Origin of the sequence: Facklamia lactis, from assembly GCF_015863205.1 — a bacterium.
Classification (GTDB): domain Bacteria; phylum Bacillota; class Bacilli; order Lactobacillales; family Aerococcaceae; genus Facklamia; species Facklamia lactis.
Genome location: NZ_JACBXQ010000002.1, coordinates 33,162 through 51,316, shown reverse-complemented (window position 1 = coordinate 51,316; position 18,155 = coordinate 33,162). Strand labels below are relative to the sequence as shown.

Below are 18,155 nucleotides of genomic sequence, written 5' to 3'. Positions count from 1 at the left end.
AAACCTAAGGGACAGAAAAGGGGCAGAATTAGATCAAATAATCTTGTGTTGTTGTATAGCTGTTTTTGCTGAGAATAGATAGGAAGAAATCAAAAAAGTTCAGCAAATTATGAATTCTATGAAAATGCAGAATAAATAATTCAGCAAAAAAATAATAATCATGACAAGTGAAGTGTTATTGAGATTATACTTCACTTGTCATTTTTTTGTTTTTTATTTTAAAAATGGATCAGTATATTTGTAATGAAAATAGGAGAATGCTAGACTGAAAATATTAATGACAGTTAGTGCAGTAAAGGAGAGGAAGACTTATGGAAATGTTTTCCAAATTAGGCTGGTTTTTTAGGCAAGAGAAAAAAGCATATATCTTTGGGATATCAATGCTGGTTTTATTAAGCATATTAAATGGGTTTGTGCCGATGATTTTAGGTTGGATTATTGATTCTATGAATAATCAAACTATTTCATCCTCACAATTACTATTTTGGCTGATTACACTATTAATAATTGCAATCGTTCAGTATTTAATGCGTTATGCTTGGCGGACAGCAATCTTTGGGACATCTGCTAAACTTGAAAGAACTTTGCGCAGTCGATTGTTTCATCATTTCATGTCCATGGATAGTCATTTTTTTCAGAAATATCGGACAGGGGATCTGATGGCCAGGACAACGAATGATTTGAATGCTATCCGGATGGTTGCTGCAGGAGGGATTTTAACATTAGTTGATTCTCTTTCTCAAGGCTTGATTACCTTATTGATGATGTTTATTGTAGTGGATTGGCGATTATCTTTAGTTTCTGTTATTCCAGTTCCATTGTTGGCAATTTTTATCTCCTTTATAGGTCGTAAATTACATAGACATTCAAGAGAAGCACAGGCAGCATTTTCGGATATGAATGATAAAGTCCAAGAAAGTGTAACAGGAATGAAAGTTATAAAAACTTTTGGCGAAGAATCGTTAGATATTGATGATTTTAAGCTCAATACGAAAAATGTAGTGAATAAAAATCAAGCGGTTTATGTTTATGATGCGAGTTTTCGTCCAGCAAGTCAGTTAATAATGGGATTGGCAACCGTTATTGGTTTATTTTTTGGGGGATTTTTAGTTGTACGGGGTGAGCTTTCAATCGGGCTGTTAATTGCGTTTATCTCATACATTACGCGGTTAACTTGGCCGATGGTCGCGGTCGGTAGATTATTTAATATTCTGCAAAGAGGAGCCGCTTCTTATGACCGAATACAAGAAATACTTTCTGAGAAGTCTCATATACTTGAGGCGGATCATCCAATCAAAACAATGATTAAAGATCCTTTGAAAGTAGAGATAGGATCTTTTGCATACAATCAATGTGAAAATCCCGTTTTAAACAATATTTTTTTTGAGATCGGGAAAAGCTCAACATTAGGTATTGTTGGAAAAACAGGTTCAGGTAAGACAACACTTTTTAAATTGTTGATGCGTGAATATGACCATTATGACGGTCAAATTACTTTTAATGGTATTGATATTAAAGATTATTCTTTAGATGCTTTATTAACTAAGATTGGTTATGTTCCACAGGACAATTTCTTATTCTCAACTACGATTCGTGAAAATATTCGTTTTGCCAATCCAGAAGCTAGTCAAGATGAAGTGGAAACTGTTGCAAAATTAGCTTCTGTTCATGAAGATATTATCGGCTTTCCTAATGGATATGATACTTTAGTAGGAGAGCGTGGTGTATCGTTATCAGGGGGACAGAAGCAAAGGATAGCGATTGCAAGAGCGATGCTCGTCAATCCTAAATTACTCATCTTAGATGATTCTTTATCGGCAGTTGATGCCAAAACTGAAGAGAAGATTCTACAAGCTATTAAACAAGATCAATCGGAACGAATGACAATAATCGCTGCTCACAGAATATCGAGTGTTATGCATGCAGAAGAAATTATTGTTTTAGAGAATGGTCAAATTAGTGAACGAGGCAACCACGAAGACTTAATTGACCAAAAGGGATGGTATGCTGCAATGTATGCCCAACAAGAGTTAGAAGCGGAAGGAGATGATCGAGATGGAGAATAACTACCAATCTGCTTGGACTCAAAAAATGACCATTTCTGAACAATTTAAAGTTACAAAACGTATTTTTAAGTTTGCCTTACGTTTTTGGAAACAATTTTTAGGCGCGATTTTATTATCTGGTCTTTCCATTATCGTGTCTGTTACAATGCCGAGAGTCATACAAACATTTATTGATCAACACCTTGCCATAAAAAGTCTTAGTATGAAGGCTGCCCTTCTTTTTACCGTTATATATTGTGCACTTCTTTTATTTCAAGTTACTACCAACTATTTATCTACTTACTATTTCAATATGGCTTCTGAAAAGACCGTAGAAGCCATTCGTAATCGCCTTTTTGAGAAAATCAATCAATTAGGTATGCGTTTTTTTGATCAAACGCCAGGTGGTTCGATTGTTTCAAGAGTGACGAATGATACGGAGACTTTGAAAGAATTTTGGCGTGTTTTTTATGCGATGTTTGAAGGGGTCATTACAATTATTTCAGTGTTTATGGGAATGTTGGCATTGAATGTGAAGATGGGGTTAATCTTTTTGTTTTTTGTCCCGATTATGATTGCTTTTATTTGGTTTTATCAATCATATTCTTCACTTGTGTATCGGAAAATGCGAGAAAATTTAAGCCGATTAAATACTAAGATTAATGAATCAGTAATGGGCGTATCAACGATACAAGCTTTTAGACAAGAAAAAAGAGTCTATGATGAATTTAATCAACAAAATAAGCAACATTATTATAATCGAAGAACAATGGTTCAGATGAACTCCCTTTTATTAATGCCAGTTATTCATCTTTTGGAAGGAATTGCTCTGGCATTAATCATTTATATTCTGGGTAAGCAATTTTTTATGGGAGCAGTGGAAATAGGTGTTATATATGCTTTTACTCAATATGCCACTCAATTTTTCCGACCCATGGCAATGATGATGGATTCTCTCAGTTTATTACAGGATGGAGTTGTCTCGAGTTCAAGAATCTTACGCTACTTAGATCATCAAGAATATGCTCCTCAACAAATAGAAAAACCCAAGGCTATCATTGATCAAGCAAAGATTGAATTTAAGCATCTCACTTTTGCTTATGACGAACATAATAAAGTTTTAGATGATGTGACCTTTACCGTAAATCCAGGTGAAACGGTTGCCATTGTAGGTCATACAGGTTCAGGTAAATCTTCAATTATTAACGTGTTGATGAGATTTTATGAATTTCAATCTGGAGATGTTTTAATAGATGGACATTCGATTCGTGATTTTTCCTATGAGGAATTGAGAGAAAAGATTGGCTTAGTTTTGCAAGATTCATTCTTATTTTACGGAGATGTTGCAAGAAATATTCGTTTATTAGATCAAAGTATTTCTGATCAAAAAGTAAAAGAAGCTGCGGAATTTGTTCATGCTGATCACTTTATTGGAAACCACCCAGATGGATATAAGCGGTTAGTAATAGAGCGCGGAGCTGCTTATTCAAGTGGACAGAAACAGTTGATTTCTTTTGCTAGAACGATGGCAAGAGAACCTAAAATTCTCATACTAGATGAAGCTACCGCAAATATTGATACGGAAACGGAACATTTTATTCAAGATTCACTTTATAGAATGCGACAGGGGCGAACTACTATTGCGATTGCACATCGTCTTTCAACGATTAAAGATGCACACCAAATTATTGTGCTTGATAAAGGAAAGATTATTGAGCAGGGGAGTCATGAAGAATTGATCGCAAAAGAGGGAAGTTATTATCAAATGTATCAACTACAAACTATGAATTAAAAATTACCTCCTAGATTGCTAGGAGGTAATTTTTATAAGATAAAATATGTTAAAATAAATAATGGTTTATATTTGTTAATTATGAATAATCAAATATTAAAAACGTTTTAAAAGAAAAGAATTAAATACTTTATAAAGAGGTTGCTTATGGAAATAAATATTTATCATACTAATGATATTCATAGTAATTTTAATTTTTTAAAGCAAGTCAATCAATATATCTTACAGCATAAATGCGAGACTGATTTATACTTTGATAGTGGAGATTTTGCTGATTTAAAATCATTGATTGTTCAATCAGATAAAGGTGAAACCGCATTTGAATTGCTTGTATCTTCGGGGCTCGACTTAATGACGTTTGGTAATAATGAAATAGACTTGGGATCTGAGTCGATTGAAAAATTAGTTAGGCAAGGACTCCCTGTTATATCTGCTAATTTAGTAAGTGCGAGTGGGGAAAAGATTCCAGGACTATTTAGCTCGACAGTTCTTAATAAAGCAGGGGTTCGATTTTTAATTATAGGTTTAGCTCCCTATTATGGAGAAGGATTTAAGTGTGAAGGCTATAATCAATTCTTTAGTTTAGTCAATTTAAAAACAATTGAAGCGTTTGAAGCGGTTCAGACAGAGTTAGAGCGTCATAAAGGTTGTTATGACTATACTATTCTACTTTCACATAGTGGTTATGCAGTTGATAGAAAACTTTTAGATAATTTTCCGATGATTGATTTGATTTTAGGTGGACACTCTCATGACACTATCTCCCACCACCGTTATTCTCAATCTGGGATGGGAGAAAAATTGGGGAAAATAGTTCTTTCTGTTAGTAATAATAAAATTAAAGTCATCCAGAATGAACAAATTGATTTAAAAGAGACCGATAATTTTGAATTTGAAGAATTGTATCAAAATGCTAAATTAAAAGCTGATTCTTTATTAGCAACAGAATTACAAATAATTGAGGAGTTATTGTTTGATCCTTTTCATGAATGTCAGTTGATGAATTTTTTATGTGATGCTTTGTTTAAAAATTTTGAATCAGATTTTGCAATTATGCACCATGGAATAGCTGAGAAATCATTGATTCGACCGGTCTCAAGAAAATCATTAATTGAGAACTTTCCTTCTAAATTAAATCCAACTATTTATGAAATTCCGGGTGAACAAATAAGGGAAGCAATTCTTTTATCTTTTGATCAAGCTCATATCCGACAGACCGGACGTGGCGCTGGATTTAGAGGAAGCGTCCTTGGAGGGCTGGCTGTTAGTCACAATGTGAGAATTAAGAGAGAGGGAATTCAGGTATTAATTGATGGAATTCCATTAGAAGACCAAAAGATTTATAAAATCGTGACGGATGATTATTTACAGAGGGGAACTGGGTATCCAAGTTTAGCTGTGGATGACAATCAAGCTACTTATGACCATCGATTTATTCGTGAACTTGTTGAAGAGTCTTTAATGGATCCGGAATTATTTGCCATGATAAATGTGCGGAGGGTAATTTAATTTTAGTCGGATTTTCTTCTATGATTTTAGGTGAGTTTTGTGCATTCTAATGCGCTTTGATAATCATTAAGCGTACGGAAGTTAATTTGGAAACGTGAGAGAGACTATATTTAAAATGAATAAAGTGGTAGAATAATAGCTTACTAGTCACAAATATATGTTATTAAGCAATGAAATTTTTGTACGACGAAAGATATGGATAAATAAAAAGGGGAATGAATATCGGATGAAAATAGTTGTATTAGCCGGTGGATTGAGTGATGAAAGAGATGTTTCGTTATCATCTGGCTCTCAAATTGCAAATGCCTTAATTTCGAAAGGTCATCAAGTTTTATTAATGGATTTGTACTTAGGGTATAAAGGGTGTGAAAGTTTTGATCAAGCTTATGCGAAATATGGGCGAGAAGAATATCAGTATAAAGTACCAAATGTGGCACCGGATTTACAACAATTGATTCGTGAAAATGATCATCGTGAGAATGAAATTGGAGAACAAGTCATTCCAATTTGTCAAACAGCAGATATTGTTTTTCTTGGTTTACATGGAGGAATCGGGGAAAATGGGAAATTACAAGCTTTTCTAGATTTAAATGGCATTCATTACACAGGATCAGGCTATAAAGGAAGTTTATTAGCGATGGATAAAATCGTCTCAAAAGAAATAATGGCGAATAATGGAATCAAAACGCCGAAATGGAGCGTAATCAATCGCGATCATTCTGAGACAATTAAAGCGCCTGCAGTTGTAAAGCCTAATGACAACGGATCAAGTATTGGGGTCAAAATTGCTGAAAACCAAACAGAGTTGGAAGCAGCGATTGAAATTGCCAAACAATATTCTGATACAATTCTTATTGAAGAAAAAATTATAGGTAGAGAGTTTTCTGTGGGAGTGTTAGGGGAGCAAGTATTGCCTATCATTGAGCTGATTCCTAAACAGGGATTTTATGATTACGAAAATAAATATCAAGCAGGAGCAACTGAAGAAATTACCCCAGCCCAGTTAGAAGATTCCTTAACACAAGAGATGCAAGCGATCGCTTTAAAAGTCTTTAGACTTTTAGATTTAAAGGTCTATGGTCGAATTGACTTCTTATTAGATGATGAAAACCATATTTATTGTATTGAAGCTAATTCCTTACCAGGAATGACACCTACAAGCCTCTTACCGCAAGAAGCAAAAGTTGTGGGGATTGATTATGAAGCGCTTTGTCAGCAAATTGTTGATCTTTCTTTGCAATAAACTATTTAGGATAAGAAAAAAAATAAAAATGTATAAAAATATTATATATGAAGTTTATATTAATTAATCAGCCTCTTCTACAAATAGATAGTTAGTAAAAATTGAGTAGGCTCTCTTTATATATGGATGTGATAATATTTCTGTGAAAGTTACCTAAGATCTTCTCATATATGAGAAGATCTTTTTCTTATTAGAAAAGTAAAAGGAATTTTTGATTAAATGTAAATAAGATTAAAAATAATTTAGCAATCATACTATTTAAGATTATTAAAAATTAAAGATATTAAATAAATTTTGAAAATCTACCTGTTATATAGTGGAAGCTATATTGGTTATTTTGAAAGATATAGAAGAGAAAAGATAGATTGAAAACCTCTAAGTAAATTGTTAGATTAATGCTTATTTTCAGAATCAAGTAAGGTTTTTATAGAAAAATGAGACTTCACTTGAATCTCCATTAAGAAGAAAGAATGGAAGTGAAATAAGTATATTGAAAACCACTTTTTTATTATATTTTGGTTAAAAGTATAGATTTGATCTTTCTTAAATGCTAGTATTATAATAAAGTAAGGGCTTTCTCGCTCTAGTTTAAGGAGGGTTTTTATATGTTGAGTAGTAAGAATGGGAAAGGGTTAAGTCGTCAAACTTCCGAAAAGATTCATCGTTTTTCTATAAGACGAATGAAAGTAGGGGTTGTTTCGGTAATAGCTACTTCAATGTTTCTAACTTCAAATAATGTTGCTGAAGCCCAGGAAATAGTTGAAGAACCAGCAATGACAAGTGTTTCGGTGGAAGAAGCCATAGAAGAACCTGTTGCAGTAGAAACGTCTGCTGAAATCACAGCTATAGAGGAATCCGTATCGAATGTTGAAGAAAATGCAGTAGCAGTAGAGGAAACGACAGTGGAAGAAGTAGGAAATGATGAGACGCTTAAGGATGTAGAAGTTGAGCTAGTGAATGATGCAACTTTTGGTGACCAAGCTTTAGAACATGTAGAGTATTTATCGGAGGAGATTGGATCGCGTGTAGTAGGTACTGAAGGAGAAACGAAGGCTCGCGATTATATCATAAAAGAGCTACAATCTTATGGATATGATCCTGTTTTAATGCCGTTTGAGTTTGTTAACAAAGATGTTACCTACAATTCTAATAATATTATTGCTTATAAAAAGGGTGAAATGTTAAAGGAAGTAATTGTTGGAGCACATTACGACTCGGTGAATTCGGGAGGATCTCTTGGAGCTGATGATAATGCCTCTGGAGTAGGAGTGGTATTAGAAATGGCACAACGCTTATTAAATGTGCCAACCAAATATTCCATAAAATTTGTTGCTTTTGGTGCAGAAGAGATAGGGCTGCAAGGTTCAAAAGCTTATGCAGCTCAAATGTCTGAAGAAGAAATCAATAATACTGTTGCTATGATTAATCTTGATTCATTAATAGCTGGTGATAAAATGTATATTCATGCAGGTCTAGGTGGAGACTATTGGGTAAGAGATCAAGCTTTTGATATTGCAGATGCTCTTGGTATAGAAGGAATGGTTCCAAATCCTGGATTAAATCCTGAATATCCATATGGTGAAACTGGAGATTGGAGTGATCATGCGCCATTTAATAAATTAGGGATTCCTATTATGTATTTTGAAGGAACAAATTGGAATATTGGTGAATTAGATGGTTATGATCAAACTGAAAAATTTGGACCTATCTTCCACACAGGAATGGATAGCCTCACTTTCTTAAATGAAAATTATCCAGGGCGAGTAGAACATCGTCTTTATAGTTTTTCAGCTAATTTATATAACCTACTGATTAATATGACGGCTCCAGAAGATAAGCTAGAAGTAGACATTCCGTCTGAAGATAAAATGCCTGGGGATGATCAAAATGAAGATAAAAATGAAAACATTGAAGACAAGAATGATCAGTTAGATGTAGCTAGTGCTGAGGTGGACGTTATATCTCCAGCAAGCGTTGCGACTCTGCCAGAGACGGGAGAGACAAATATTGCTCCTGTTGTGGCTACGATTCTAGCATCCTTAGGAATAGCTTCTATTATTTATTCTAAGAAAAAATAGGCAGGAAATTTAAAAGACACTATCCAATCTCTCACTAGATAGTGTCTTGCTTTATTTTTTTGTAGGAGGGATATAGTGGTAACTAGGATCTAATTGTTGGTCTAAGTTATCAAATGCTTGAGCAATTTGATGATCAATTTCTGCTAGTTTTGCTTTATCATAATTGGCGGACTCATCATAAATAATGGGTTCACCAATCGCAATTTTAGCTTTTTTACGTTGAAAGAAATGTCCTGTTGTTAGTGGAGGTTGAATGGCCACGGGGACAATTGCTTTTTTGGAAAGTCTCTGGATAAAGGCTGTTCCGCTTTTTACCTGGGTAGAATACCGTGAGCCGGAAGGAAAGATTCCTAGATTCAGTTGATTTTCGGTCATTTGTTTTACCCCATGTTTAATGGTTTTGGGTGAGGGTTTTTCTCGATTTACTGGAAAGACGTATGCTTTTCTTAAGAGTTTATTGAGAATGAAATTATTAAATAAAGATTCTTTTGCCATAAAGGAGAATTCTTCCGGAAATAAATTGATCACGATATAAAAGGGATCTAAGTAAGAGCGATGAGTTGCTGCTAAAATATAGGTATCGTCTTGAGGGAGGTTCTCAAGGCCAATGACATACGATTTGCCATTGAAAAGACGAAAGATAAATTGTAAAATCCGAATTGCAAATTGGTAAAAAGTCATAGTATAGTCCTTTCAGCTACTTATTCATCCATTATTTTACCAGTCTTTATGTTAGATTCAAGATTAAGTTAATGATAGACTCTATAATAATGAAGAAAGGAGTCGACATATGAAAATCATATGGAAAGTATTAGCGATTATTTTGACAATTTTTCTCAATCCACCAATCGTTGCTGCTCAAACCTCAAAAGAAAAGATTGAACTTATAAAGGTCCATCCGGTAAACGAACGATATTTTACTCAAGGATTTGAAGTGGGGAAAGATGAGAACGTATATTTGGCGACGGGGTTGTATGGCGAATCGAAATTAGGAATTATTGATTTTAACACGGGCTTGCTAGAGACAAAGTTAAATTTAGAAAAGCAATATTTTGGAGAAGGGATTACGATAACGGATGAGGCTATTTGGCAATTAACGTGGAAAGAAAATACCCTTTTTAAATGGAATATAAATACCTATGAATTAGAAGAGACTTTTGACTATCCTGGTGAGGGGTGGGGATTAACCTATGATTCTGATCAAAAGTTTTTTTGGATGAGTGATGGATCTTCAAAGTTGTTTAAGCATGATATAGATACTTTTGAAAGAATTCAAGAAATAGAAGTGACTTATCAAGGGAAAGCGATTGATCAATTAAATGAGTTGGAATATGTCGAAGGTACCATTTACGCTAATATTTGGTATAATAATGAAATTGTGGCTATTGATCCTTTGAGTGGAAAAGTTATTGCTACTTACGATTTTGCCCCCATTATTCAGTCTTTAGATTTAACTGAAGCGCAACGAAAAGAAATGGATTCACTCAATGGGATCGCTCATATTGAAGGAGATCGTTTTTACATAACAGGTAAGATGTTTCCCTTTATTTTAGAAGTAGAATTAAGTAGTAAAGAATGAAATAAGGAAGGTTTTTTATGTCAGCAGTAAGCTATGAATTAATTAAAGAAGAAAAACATACAGGAGCTCGTTTAGGAATCCTTCATACACCCCATGGGAGTTTTGATACCCCGATGTATATGCCTGTTGGAACTTTAGCAACTGTAAAATCTCTTTCTCCTGAAGAGTTAAAAGACATGGGAGCGGGTGTTATTTTAAGTAATACCTACCATTTATGGTTACGACCTGGAGAAGAGATCGTTGAGGAAGCTGGAGGATTACATCAATTTATGAACTGGGATCAAGGTATTCTGACTGATTCAGGTGGCTTCCAAGTTTTTTCTTTGAGTAAAATTCGGGATATTGAAGAAGAAGGAGTTCATTTCCGTAATCATATTTCAGGTGAAAAGTTATTTCTATCTCCTGAAAAAGCCATTCAAATTCAGAATGCTTTAGGCGCTGATATTATTATGTCTTTCGATGAATGTCCTGATTTTCACCAGTCTTATGATTATGTCCAAGATTCCATTGCGAGGACCACTCGATGGGCAGAGAGAGGACTTAAAGCACATCAAAAGCCAGAACAACAAAGTTTGTTTGGAATTTGTCAAGGGGCAGGCTATAGAGATTTGAGAATTCAGCACGCTAGAGATTTAGTTTCTTTAGATTTTCCAGGCTATTCAATCGGCGGACTATCAGTAGGGGAAACGAAGGAGCAGATGAATGAAGTATTGGAATATTTGGTACCTGAATTACCTAGTCATAAACCCCGTTATTTAATGGGTGTAGGTTCACCCGATGCTCTGATTGATGGAGTGATACGAGGAGTGGATATGTTTGATTGTGTTCTTGCAACAAGAATTGCTAGAAACGGGACTTGTATGACTTCTCAAGGTAGATTAGTTGTAAAAAATGCGAAATATGCGCGTGATTTTCAGCCGATTGATCCCAAATGTGAATGTTATACATGTAAGCATTATAGTCGAGCTTACGTTCGTCATTTAATGAAATCAGATGAAACATTTGGTTTAAGACTGACATCTATCCACAATACGTTTTTCTTATTAGACTTAATGCGTAATGTGAGACAAGCTATTCTTGATGACCAGTTATTAGAATATAGGCAAGCCTTTAGAGAAGAATATGGTTATAATCAGCCTGATGCACCTGCATTTTAAATGTAAAGACGTGGCATCTATTAAGGAAAATTGTTATAATAAATAAGGAAAAGAAAGTGAGGAATGAATGAATGGAAATAATTTTTAGTCTCTTACCAATGCTCATTGTTTTTGTCTTAATGTATTTTATGCTGATTCGTCCACAAAAGCAGGCGGCCGAAGCTAAAAGACAATTGATCGACTCTCTTAAGCCAGGAGATGGAGTGGTTACCATTGGAGGTTTACATGGTCTAGTAGATGAAGTAGATCCCAGCGAAGGTATCGTTGTTCTAGATTGTGAAGGAGTTTTTCTAACTTTTGAGCTTCAAGCGATTGCTAATGTGAAACAAAGTGTAGGGAATGATTCTGCTACAGAAGTAGAAGATCTTTCTCCTCTTGATGAGAGTGATGAAGAAGTAGAAGATGACTTAGACAATAATTTAGAAGATGAAACACTTGATGAAAATAGTGATGATGACATCATTATTGAACCCAAAACGCATTAAAAATTGAGCAAATGATATCCAAATATAAAAGATTCAGGCGATAAGTATATCAGCCTGGATCTTTTTGTTTTAACTTGACTAAAACGAACGGATGTTTGTATAATGATCTTGAGGAGGGATAAAATGCAGTATGGTATCTTAACCTTTAAAGATCCTGTTCCAGATATATCTAGAAAAATTCTACACGTTGATATGGATGCATTTTATGCCAGTATTGAAATGCGAGACGATCCATCTTTAATCAATAAACCTGTAGTGATTGCGCATCATCCAAGGGAAACGGGTGGAAAAGGGATTGTCTCAACCTGCAACTATGAGGCAAGAAAGTATGGTATTCATTCTGCTATGTCAGCACTTGAAGCATTTAAACTTTGCCCACATGCTGTTTTTATCCCTGGCAACAGGTCCTATTATCGTGATGTCTCCCAAGAAATACATCAGATTTTTAATTCTTATACTGATTTGGTGGAGCCATTATCATTGGATGAAGCTTATCTGGATATTACTAAACAAAAGGAAGATAATATTTCTAGTCTTCAAACTGCCAGAGAGATACAAATTCGTATCAAAAATCAAATAGGTCTTTCTTGTTCCATTGGTGTTTCATATAATAAATTTCTTGCAAAAATCGCTTCTGATTACCACAAACCCTATGGTATAACTGTTGTTCGGCCAGAAGAAGCAATTGATTTTTTGCATCAACTGTCGATTGAAGATTTTTATGGGGTAGGACGTAAATCCCTTCCTCATTTTGAATCATTAGGAATTCGAACTGGGGCGGATTTAGCGGCTTATTCATTAGAAGAACTCATTACAGAATTTGGAAAAATGGGGCATTCTTTATACTATAAAGTGAGAGGCATTCATAATGTGCCTGTCAAAAAATATCGAGAACGAAAATCGATAGGAAAAGAAACCACTTTTCGAGTTTTTTTAATGAGTGAAGAAGCCGTTCTAAAAAATATCAAAGACCTTACTAGTAAAGTGGCAGATAAGTTAAAGGGGAAAGGCTTGCTATGCCAAACGTTAACCCTTAAAATTAGATACGATGATTTTCAAACCATCACGAGGCAGATCCATCTTGAAACTCCGGTTGATAATAAGGAATATCTTTTACGTCAAGCCTATCAGCTTTGGGAAAAACATGGCCATTTGGATCAAGATATTCGTTTATTAGGTATTTCAGTTTCAAGTTTTATTGATCCTAAAAATCAACCACAAGCTATAAAATTATTATTGTAAAGGAGCAGGGACATGGATTTTTTTCTTAGTTTAAATCCAATTGTGCAAGCTGGATTAGCAGGGGTATTTACTTGGTTATGTACAGCCCTAGGGTCATCGACTGTTTTTTTTGTCAAAGAGGTTAATCAGCGATTTTTAGCAATGATGCAAGGTGCTGCAGGGGGTGTGATGACAGCTGCCTCCTTTTGGTCGCTTCTTGCCCCAGCTTTGGCACATGCTGAAAAGCATTTGGTGGGAATTCCTACTTGGTTTCCAGCAGCAATCGGATTTGTTTTAGGTGGAATTTTTTTAAGAATGGTTGATAAGTTTGTTCCTCATCTTCATTATGCAGGAGATCATGGGGATACAGATCCAACTGATTCAAAATTATCGAGAACATGGATGCTTTTTCTAGCGGTCACCATTCATAATATTCCTGAAGGTATGGCGATCGGAGTTGCATTTGCAGCAGCGGCATCAGGAATTGAAGGGGCGGCTTTGGCATCGGCTATCTCTTTGGCGATAGGAATAGGGATTCAGAATATTCCAGAGGGTTCTGCTTTATCTTTACCTTTAATGGCTGAAGGACGCAGTAAAAGAAAGGCTTTTCATTTAGGACAAATGTCAGCCTTGGTCGAACCTTTTGGAGCCGTTATAGGAGCAGCTGCTGTTCTTGTTATGCAAACACTCTTACCTTATGCTTTATCATTTGCTGCAGGAGCCATGATATTTGTAGTAGTAGAAGAATTAATCCCTGAGTCGCAAACTTCTGGTAATACAGATGTTGCCACCTTAAGTTTCATGGTAGGATTTGTGATCATGATGATTTTAGATGTGGCATTGGGATAACTGTTATATTATTTTAATATTTTCTAGGTAAAAAACTTACAAACTGTTATAATATTTATAATACTTTGTAAGTTTTTTATGGAGGCCGAAAGATGGTTACTAAGCATGATCGTATTATACAATATATTCAATCATTACCTATTGGCAGTAAAATTTCAGTGAGAAGTTTAGCAAAACAAATGCAAATGAGTGAAGGGACTGCCTACCGAGCAATCAAAGATGCAGAAAATGAAGGGTTAGTTTCAACAATTGAACGAGTGGGGACTATTCGAATAGAACAAAAAATAGACAATATTGCTGGAAGTTTAACTTTTTCAGATATCCTACCTTTAATCGATGGAGAAATATTAGGAGGAGAAAAGGGATTAAATAAGCCTTTATCGAAATTTATTATTGGGGCAATGACCTTGAGCGCGATGGAAAAGTATTTTGAGAATCACTCGTTGATCATTGTCGGTAATCGTAGTGAAGTTCATCGTCACTCTTTAAAGAATGGGGTAGCAGTCTTAATTACTGGCGGATTTAAAGCTGATCCAGACGTGGTAGCTTTGGCTAATCATTATGAACTTCCAATTATGAAGACGAGCTACGATACCTACACTGTAGCAAGTTTAATTAATCAATCGATGAATGAACAGATGATTAAACAAGAAATTGTGACAGTTGAAGAAGTTTACACATCGATTGATAAGACAGTTTCTTTAGCTCCTACTGATACAGTTGAAATATTTCATCAAAAGTCCGAAAAAACAGGATTATCAAGATTTCCAGTCGTTAACAATAACCGTTTAGTTGGGGTGGTAACAGCTAATGACTTAATTGGCCGAGGAGAGAAAGTTTCAATTGAAAGAGCGATGAGTAAAAATGTTATTACAGTAAAATTGCATATGAGCATTGCCTCAGTGTCATATAAAATGATTTGGGAAGATATTGAGATGATACCTGTTGTGGCTGATAATCTACAACTGTTGGGTGTCATTTCGCGTCAAGATGTCATGAAAGCGTTACAAAATATTCAACAAGAGACACAGACTGTTAATACTTATGAAACTGAATTACTGAAGCATATTGAAGAAGTTACTCCAAATTCATATAACCGGAATTACGATTACTGTCTAGAAGTTCAACCGCAAATGGTAAATACGCTTGGATCTATGTCTTATGGCAGTCTATGTGAGTTAATCACACAACTAGCAATTCGAAAGGTTAAAGATGTAACCGGTCACAATAATGTGATAGAATCCTTTAATTTGAATTACTTCACAATGATTCAGTTAGGTAATCAGATTGATTTTCAAATTGAAATTTTAAATCATAATCGTCGTTCCGCCACAACAGAAGTAAAAATTTTTATTGAAAATATACTGGTTGCACAAGCCCTTACAGAATCTCAAATGGTAAATAAAAGGATCAAGGAGGTTTAAAGTCATGATTATCAATATAGAAAAAATCAATGAATTCTATCAATTAATTAAAGCATATGACACCATTATTATTCATCGTCATGTAAGACCTGATCCAGATGCTGTGGGTTCACAATTAGGACTTAAGGCATGGATTCAAAATACGTATCCAGATAAAACCGTTTTAGCTGCAGGAACCATTGGAGAAAGTTTAGCATGGTTAGGAAAAATGGATGAAGTCACTAGGGATGACTATCAGGATGCTCTCGTAATTGTGGTTGATACAGCAGATCAACCTAGAATTGATGGAAAAAATTATAAGCAAGGGAAGTCTTTAATAAAAATTGATCATCATTTATTAGTTGATTCTTATGGCGATTTAGAAATAGTTGATGAGAATGCTTCTTCTACAGCTGAATTATTGACACAAATGGCTATTCACCTTTCTGAAGTTTTGCCAATTAATAAAGAAGTAGCGGATTTATTTTATGCAGGAATAGTGGGAGATACAGGCCGCTTTCAATTTTCTAATACCACGGATCAAACATTTCTTTCAGTAGGGTATTTAATGAAGAATGGCTTAGATAATGTGACAATTAATAATTATTTTAATGAATTGGAGATAGAAGAGCTTCGTTTTCAATCTTTAGCTATTTCGCGAATTAGGCAACATGAACATGGAGTGGCCTCACTTATTATTTATCAAAAAGACCTGATCGATTATGAAATCAGTGAAGAAGCGACTAATTCCATTACGAATATACCTGGCCGGATTAAGGGCGTAATTTCTTGGGTTGTTTTTATTCAGCAGGCTAGTGAGAGTGAGAAATTTCGAGCAAGAATTCGATCCAAAGGACCGAATATTAATCCTGTAGCGATTGCTTTTGATGGTGGAGGTCATGCAATGGCATCAGGAGCGAACGCAACAGACAAGCAATCTCGCGACCGATTAATTGAAGCTTTAATTGAAGTCAATCAACAGTATTTAGAAGAACTATAACGAACCCCCCTCTATTTAGTCAAATAGAGGGGGGTTCATTTATAGGATTATTTATTAATCCAATTTTTTTGATCTCTTAATATTATTTCTTGTCCAGCTTTGGGACCGTCAGATTGGGCTGGATAATTTGGAAAGCAAACCGTGTCTTCTTGAGCCCAGTAGTGCTGAATTCGATCGATAAGACGCCAAGCGTATTTTGCTTCAAGATAGTGAGTAAAATTATTTAGATTGCCTTCAATGCAATCTAATATAAGTTTTTCATAATCTTTAGGAAGCTCTGAGCAAATCTCAGGTGGAACAGTATAAAAGAGATTTAAGGGCATTATTTCTTCTTGATGAGTGGAATCTGACTGAGAAAGATAAAGGCGAATACCAGGGTTTGGAGCTAATTCAAATTGTAAATAATTAGCGGGAATATCTTTTTTGATTTGTTTAAAAACAATTTTAATATCCGTTTGTTTTGTTGACATGTGTTTGCCGGAACGAATGTAGATAGGAGTATGTTGCCATCCACCATAGTCTATTTTTAATTTCAGTGCTATAAAAGTCTCTACTAAAGATTGTTCGTTAATATTTTTCTCTTCTCGATAACCAGGGTGTTGACCATCAAGACTAGGACCATATTGCCCTCTAACAATATTTAATTCTGCTTGATCCCACCCATCAAAGAGGGTAAGGTTTTTTAAAATCTTAATTTTTTCATCACGGATCTCAGAGGCATTGAAGGCGGTAGGTTCGAGCATTGTCACAAGAGCTAATAATTGAAGCGCATGATTTTGGATCATATCGCGACTCACACCACTTGTTTCATAATAAGAGCCACGATCTTCCACTCCAATCGATTCATTCAAAGTAATTTGAATATGATCAATTGTTTCTCCTGTCCAAATTGATTTCATGATATGATTATTGAATCGAATAGGTAAGATCTGATTGACCAAGCTTTTGCCTAAATAATGATCAATTCGGTAGATTTGATTTTCTTCAAAAGATTCTTCCAATTGTTTTTGCAGTAAATCTGCAGACTCTTCACTATAGCCAAAAGGTTTTTCTATGATGAGTCGGTTATATCCAGTATTTGTGATTAAACCTTGAGTTTTCAAGTGTTTGGTGATAATTGGGAAGAGTTGAGGCGATAAGGAAATATAAAAAATACGATTCCCCTCTGTTTGGTAGGTTTGATCGAGTTGTTCTGCTAGTTGTTGCAGGTTTTTATATTGATCAGTGTCATGAACATCATGCGGTTGGTAATAAAAGTGGGATGCAAACATCATCGCTTCTTTTTTGTCTTTACAATGATTTATAATATTAGCAATCACAATTTGTCGATAATGATCATTTGTCCACTCTCGACGTGCTGTGCCAATAACGGCAAAATGATTTGAAATTATTTTTTTTCTATACAATTGATAAAGGGCAGGATAAAGCTTGCGTTGTGCTAAATCTCCACTTGCCCCAAATAAGGTAATTATTAAACGATTATTCTGCATAAAAGCACCCCCAAATTCACACAAATTTTATTATAACCAAAACTCATATCAGCTTCAAGATAGGAAGATGTTTATATCCTGTGTTAATGACTTATGCTATAATATTGAGAGGAAAGAGGCAAAAGATGGATAGAAAGGTTAAGGCTTATGTTGAGAATACCTTTATTAAATAATTGCTTCGGAAAATTCAGAGAAAAGTATTATATAGAAAAGAAATTAATGAAATTTTCAAGAAAAAGATTGACTTCTTTGCTATTGTAAAACGGTTTTTAGTGGAATAACACTATCCGAAGAGAGAACGATC

Annotated in this window: 14 protein-coding genes; 12 read left to right on the top strand and 2 right to left on the bottom strand. The window is 34.8% G+C overall.

Translation table 11 applies throughout. From position 1 onward, the window contains the following. Positions 1–311: 311 nt before the first annotated feature. From HZY91_RS03135 to HZY91_RS03115, 5 genes are all read left to right on the top strand, one after another. The gene (locus tag HZY91_RS03135) at positions 312–2,066 is read left to right on the top strand and encodes an ABC transporter ATP-binding protein (protein ID WP_197114701.1); all 1,755 of its coding nucleotides are present in this window, start codon (positions 312–314) and stop codon (positions 2,064–2,066) included. After that, complete coding sequence (locus tag HZY91_RS03130; protein ID WP_197114693.1) at positions 2,056–3,837, top strand: ABC transporter ATP-binding protein; 1,782 nt, start codon at positions 2,056–2,058, stop codon at positions 3,835–3,837. The genes HZY91_RS03135 and HZY91_RS03130 overlap by 11 nt, the downstream gene beginning before the upstream one ends. 147 nt (positions 3,838–3,984) lie before the next feature. Continuing rightward, complete coding sequence (locus tag HZY91_RS03125) at positions 3,985–5,346, top strand: bifunctional metallophosphatase/5'-nucleotidase (RefSeq protein WP_197114692.1); 1,362 nt, start codon at positions 3,985–3,987, stop codon at positions 5,344–5,346. A gap of 226 nt (positions 5,347–5,572) precedes the next feature. Further along, positions 5,573–6,589 (top strand): D-alanine--D-alanine ligase family protein, encoded by a 1,017-nt coding sequence (locus HZY91_RS03120; RefSeq protein ID WP_197114691.1) that lies wholly within the window; start codon positions 5,573–5,575, stop codon positions 6,587–6,589. Positions 6,590–7,194: 605 nt separating this feature from the next. After that, positions 7,195–8,667 (top strand): M20/M25/M40 family metallo-hydrolase, encoded by a 1,473-nt coding sequence (locus HZY91_RS03115; RefSeq protein ID WP_197114690.1) that lies wholly within the window; start codon positions 7,195–7,197, stop codon positions 8,665–8,667. A 51-nt stretch (positions 8,668–8,718) separates the two neighbouring features. On the opposite strand, the gene HZY91_RS03110 is transcribed toward HZY91_RS03115, so the two are convergent. Continuing rightward, complete coding sequence (locus tag HZY91_RS03110) at positions 8,719–9,348, bottom strand: lysophospholipid acyltransferase family protein (protein WP_197114689.1); 630 nt, start codon at positions 9,346–9,348, stop codon at positions 8,719–8,721. A gap of 109 nt (positions 9,349–9,457) precedes the next feature. Between HZY91_RS03110 and HZY91_RS03105 the strand changes: the two genes are divergently transcribed. From HZY91_RS03105 to HZY91_RS03075, 7 genes are all read left to right on the top strand, one after another. Next, positions 9,458–10,246, top strand: a complete 789-nt coding sequence (locus HZY91_RS03105; RefSeq protein WP_197114687.1) for a glutaminyl-peptide cyclotransferase — start codon at positions 9,458–9,460, stop codon at positions 10,244–10,246. A 17-nt stretch (positions 10,247–10,263) separates the two neighbouring features. Beyond that, on the top strand, positions 10,264–11,403 hold the full coding sequence (gene tgt / locus HZY91_RS03100) for a tRNA guanosine(34) transglycosylase Tgt (protein WP_197114685.1): 1,140 nt from the start codon (positions 10,264–10,266) through the stop codon (positions 11,401–11,403). Positions 11,404–11,474: 71 nt separating this feature from the next. Further along, positions 11,475–11,888 carry a preprotein translocase subunit YajC gene (gene yajC / locus HZY91_RS03095; protein WP_197114683.1) on the top strand — a complete coding sequence of 138 codons (414 nt, stop codon included), beginning with the start codon at positions 11,475–11,477 and terminating at the stop codon, positions 11,886–11,888. A gap of 123 nt (positions 11,889–12,011) precedes the next feature. Next, a complete protein-coding gene (dinB, locus tag HZY91_RS03090; RefSeq protein WP_197114681.1) occupies positions 12,012–13,130 on the top strand; it encodes a DNA polymerase IV in 1,119 nt (372 codons plus the stop codon). Between the two features lie 12 nt (positions 13,131–13,142). Then, complete coding sequence (locus tag HZY91_RS03085; RefSeq protein ID WP_197114671.1) at positions 13,143–13,958, top strand: ZIP family metal transporter; 816 nt, start codon at positions 13,143–13,145, stop codon at positions 13,956–13,958. Between the two features lie 92 nt (positions 13,959–14,050). Then, positions 14,051–15,382: a DRTGG domain-containing protein gene (locus HZY91_RS03080; RefSeq protein WP_197114669.1), complete on the top strand. Its 1,332-nt coding sequence runs from the start codon at positions 14,051–14,053 to the stop codon at positions 15,380–15,382. A 4-nt stretch (positions 15,383–15,386) separates the two neighbouring features. After that, entirely contained in the window at positions 15,387–16,361 is a 975-nt protein-coding gene (locus tag HZY91_RS03075; RefSeq protein WP_197114660.1) for a DHH family phosphoesterase, read from the top strand. 47 nt (positions 16,362–16,408) lie between these two features. Here HZY91_RS03075 and zwf read toward each other — a convergent pair whose 3' ends face one another. Next, positions 16,409–17,851, bottom strand: coding sequence for a glucose-6-phosphate dehydrogenase (gene zwf / locus HZY91_RS03070; RefSeq protein ID WP_197114658.1), 1,443 nt, complete (start codon positions 17,849–17,851; stop codon positions 16,409–16,411). Positions 17,852–18,155 lie beyond the last annotated feature (304 nt).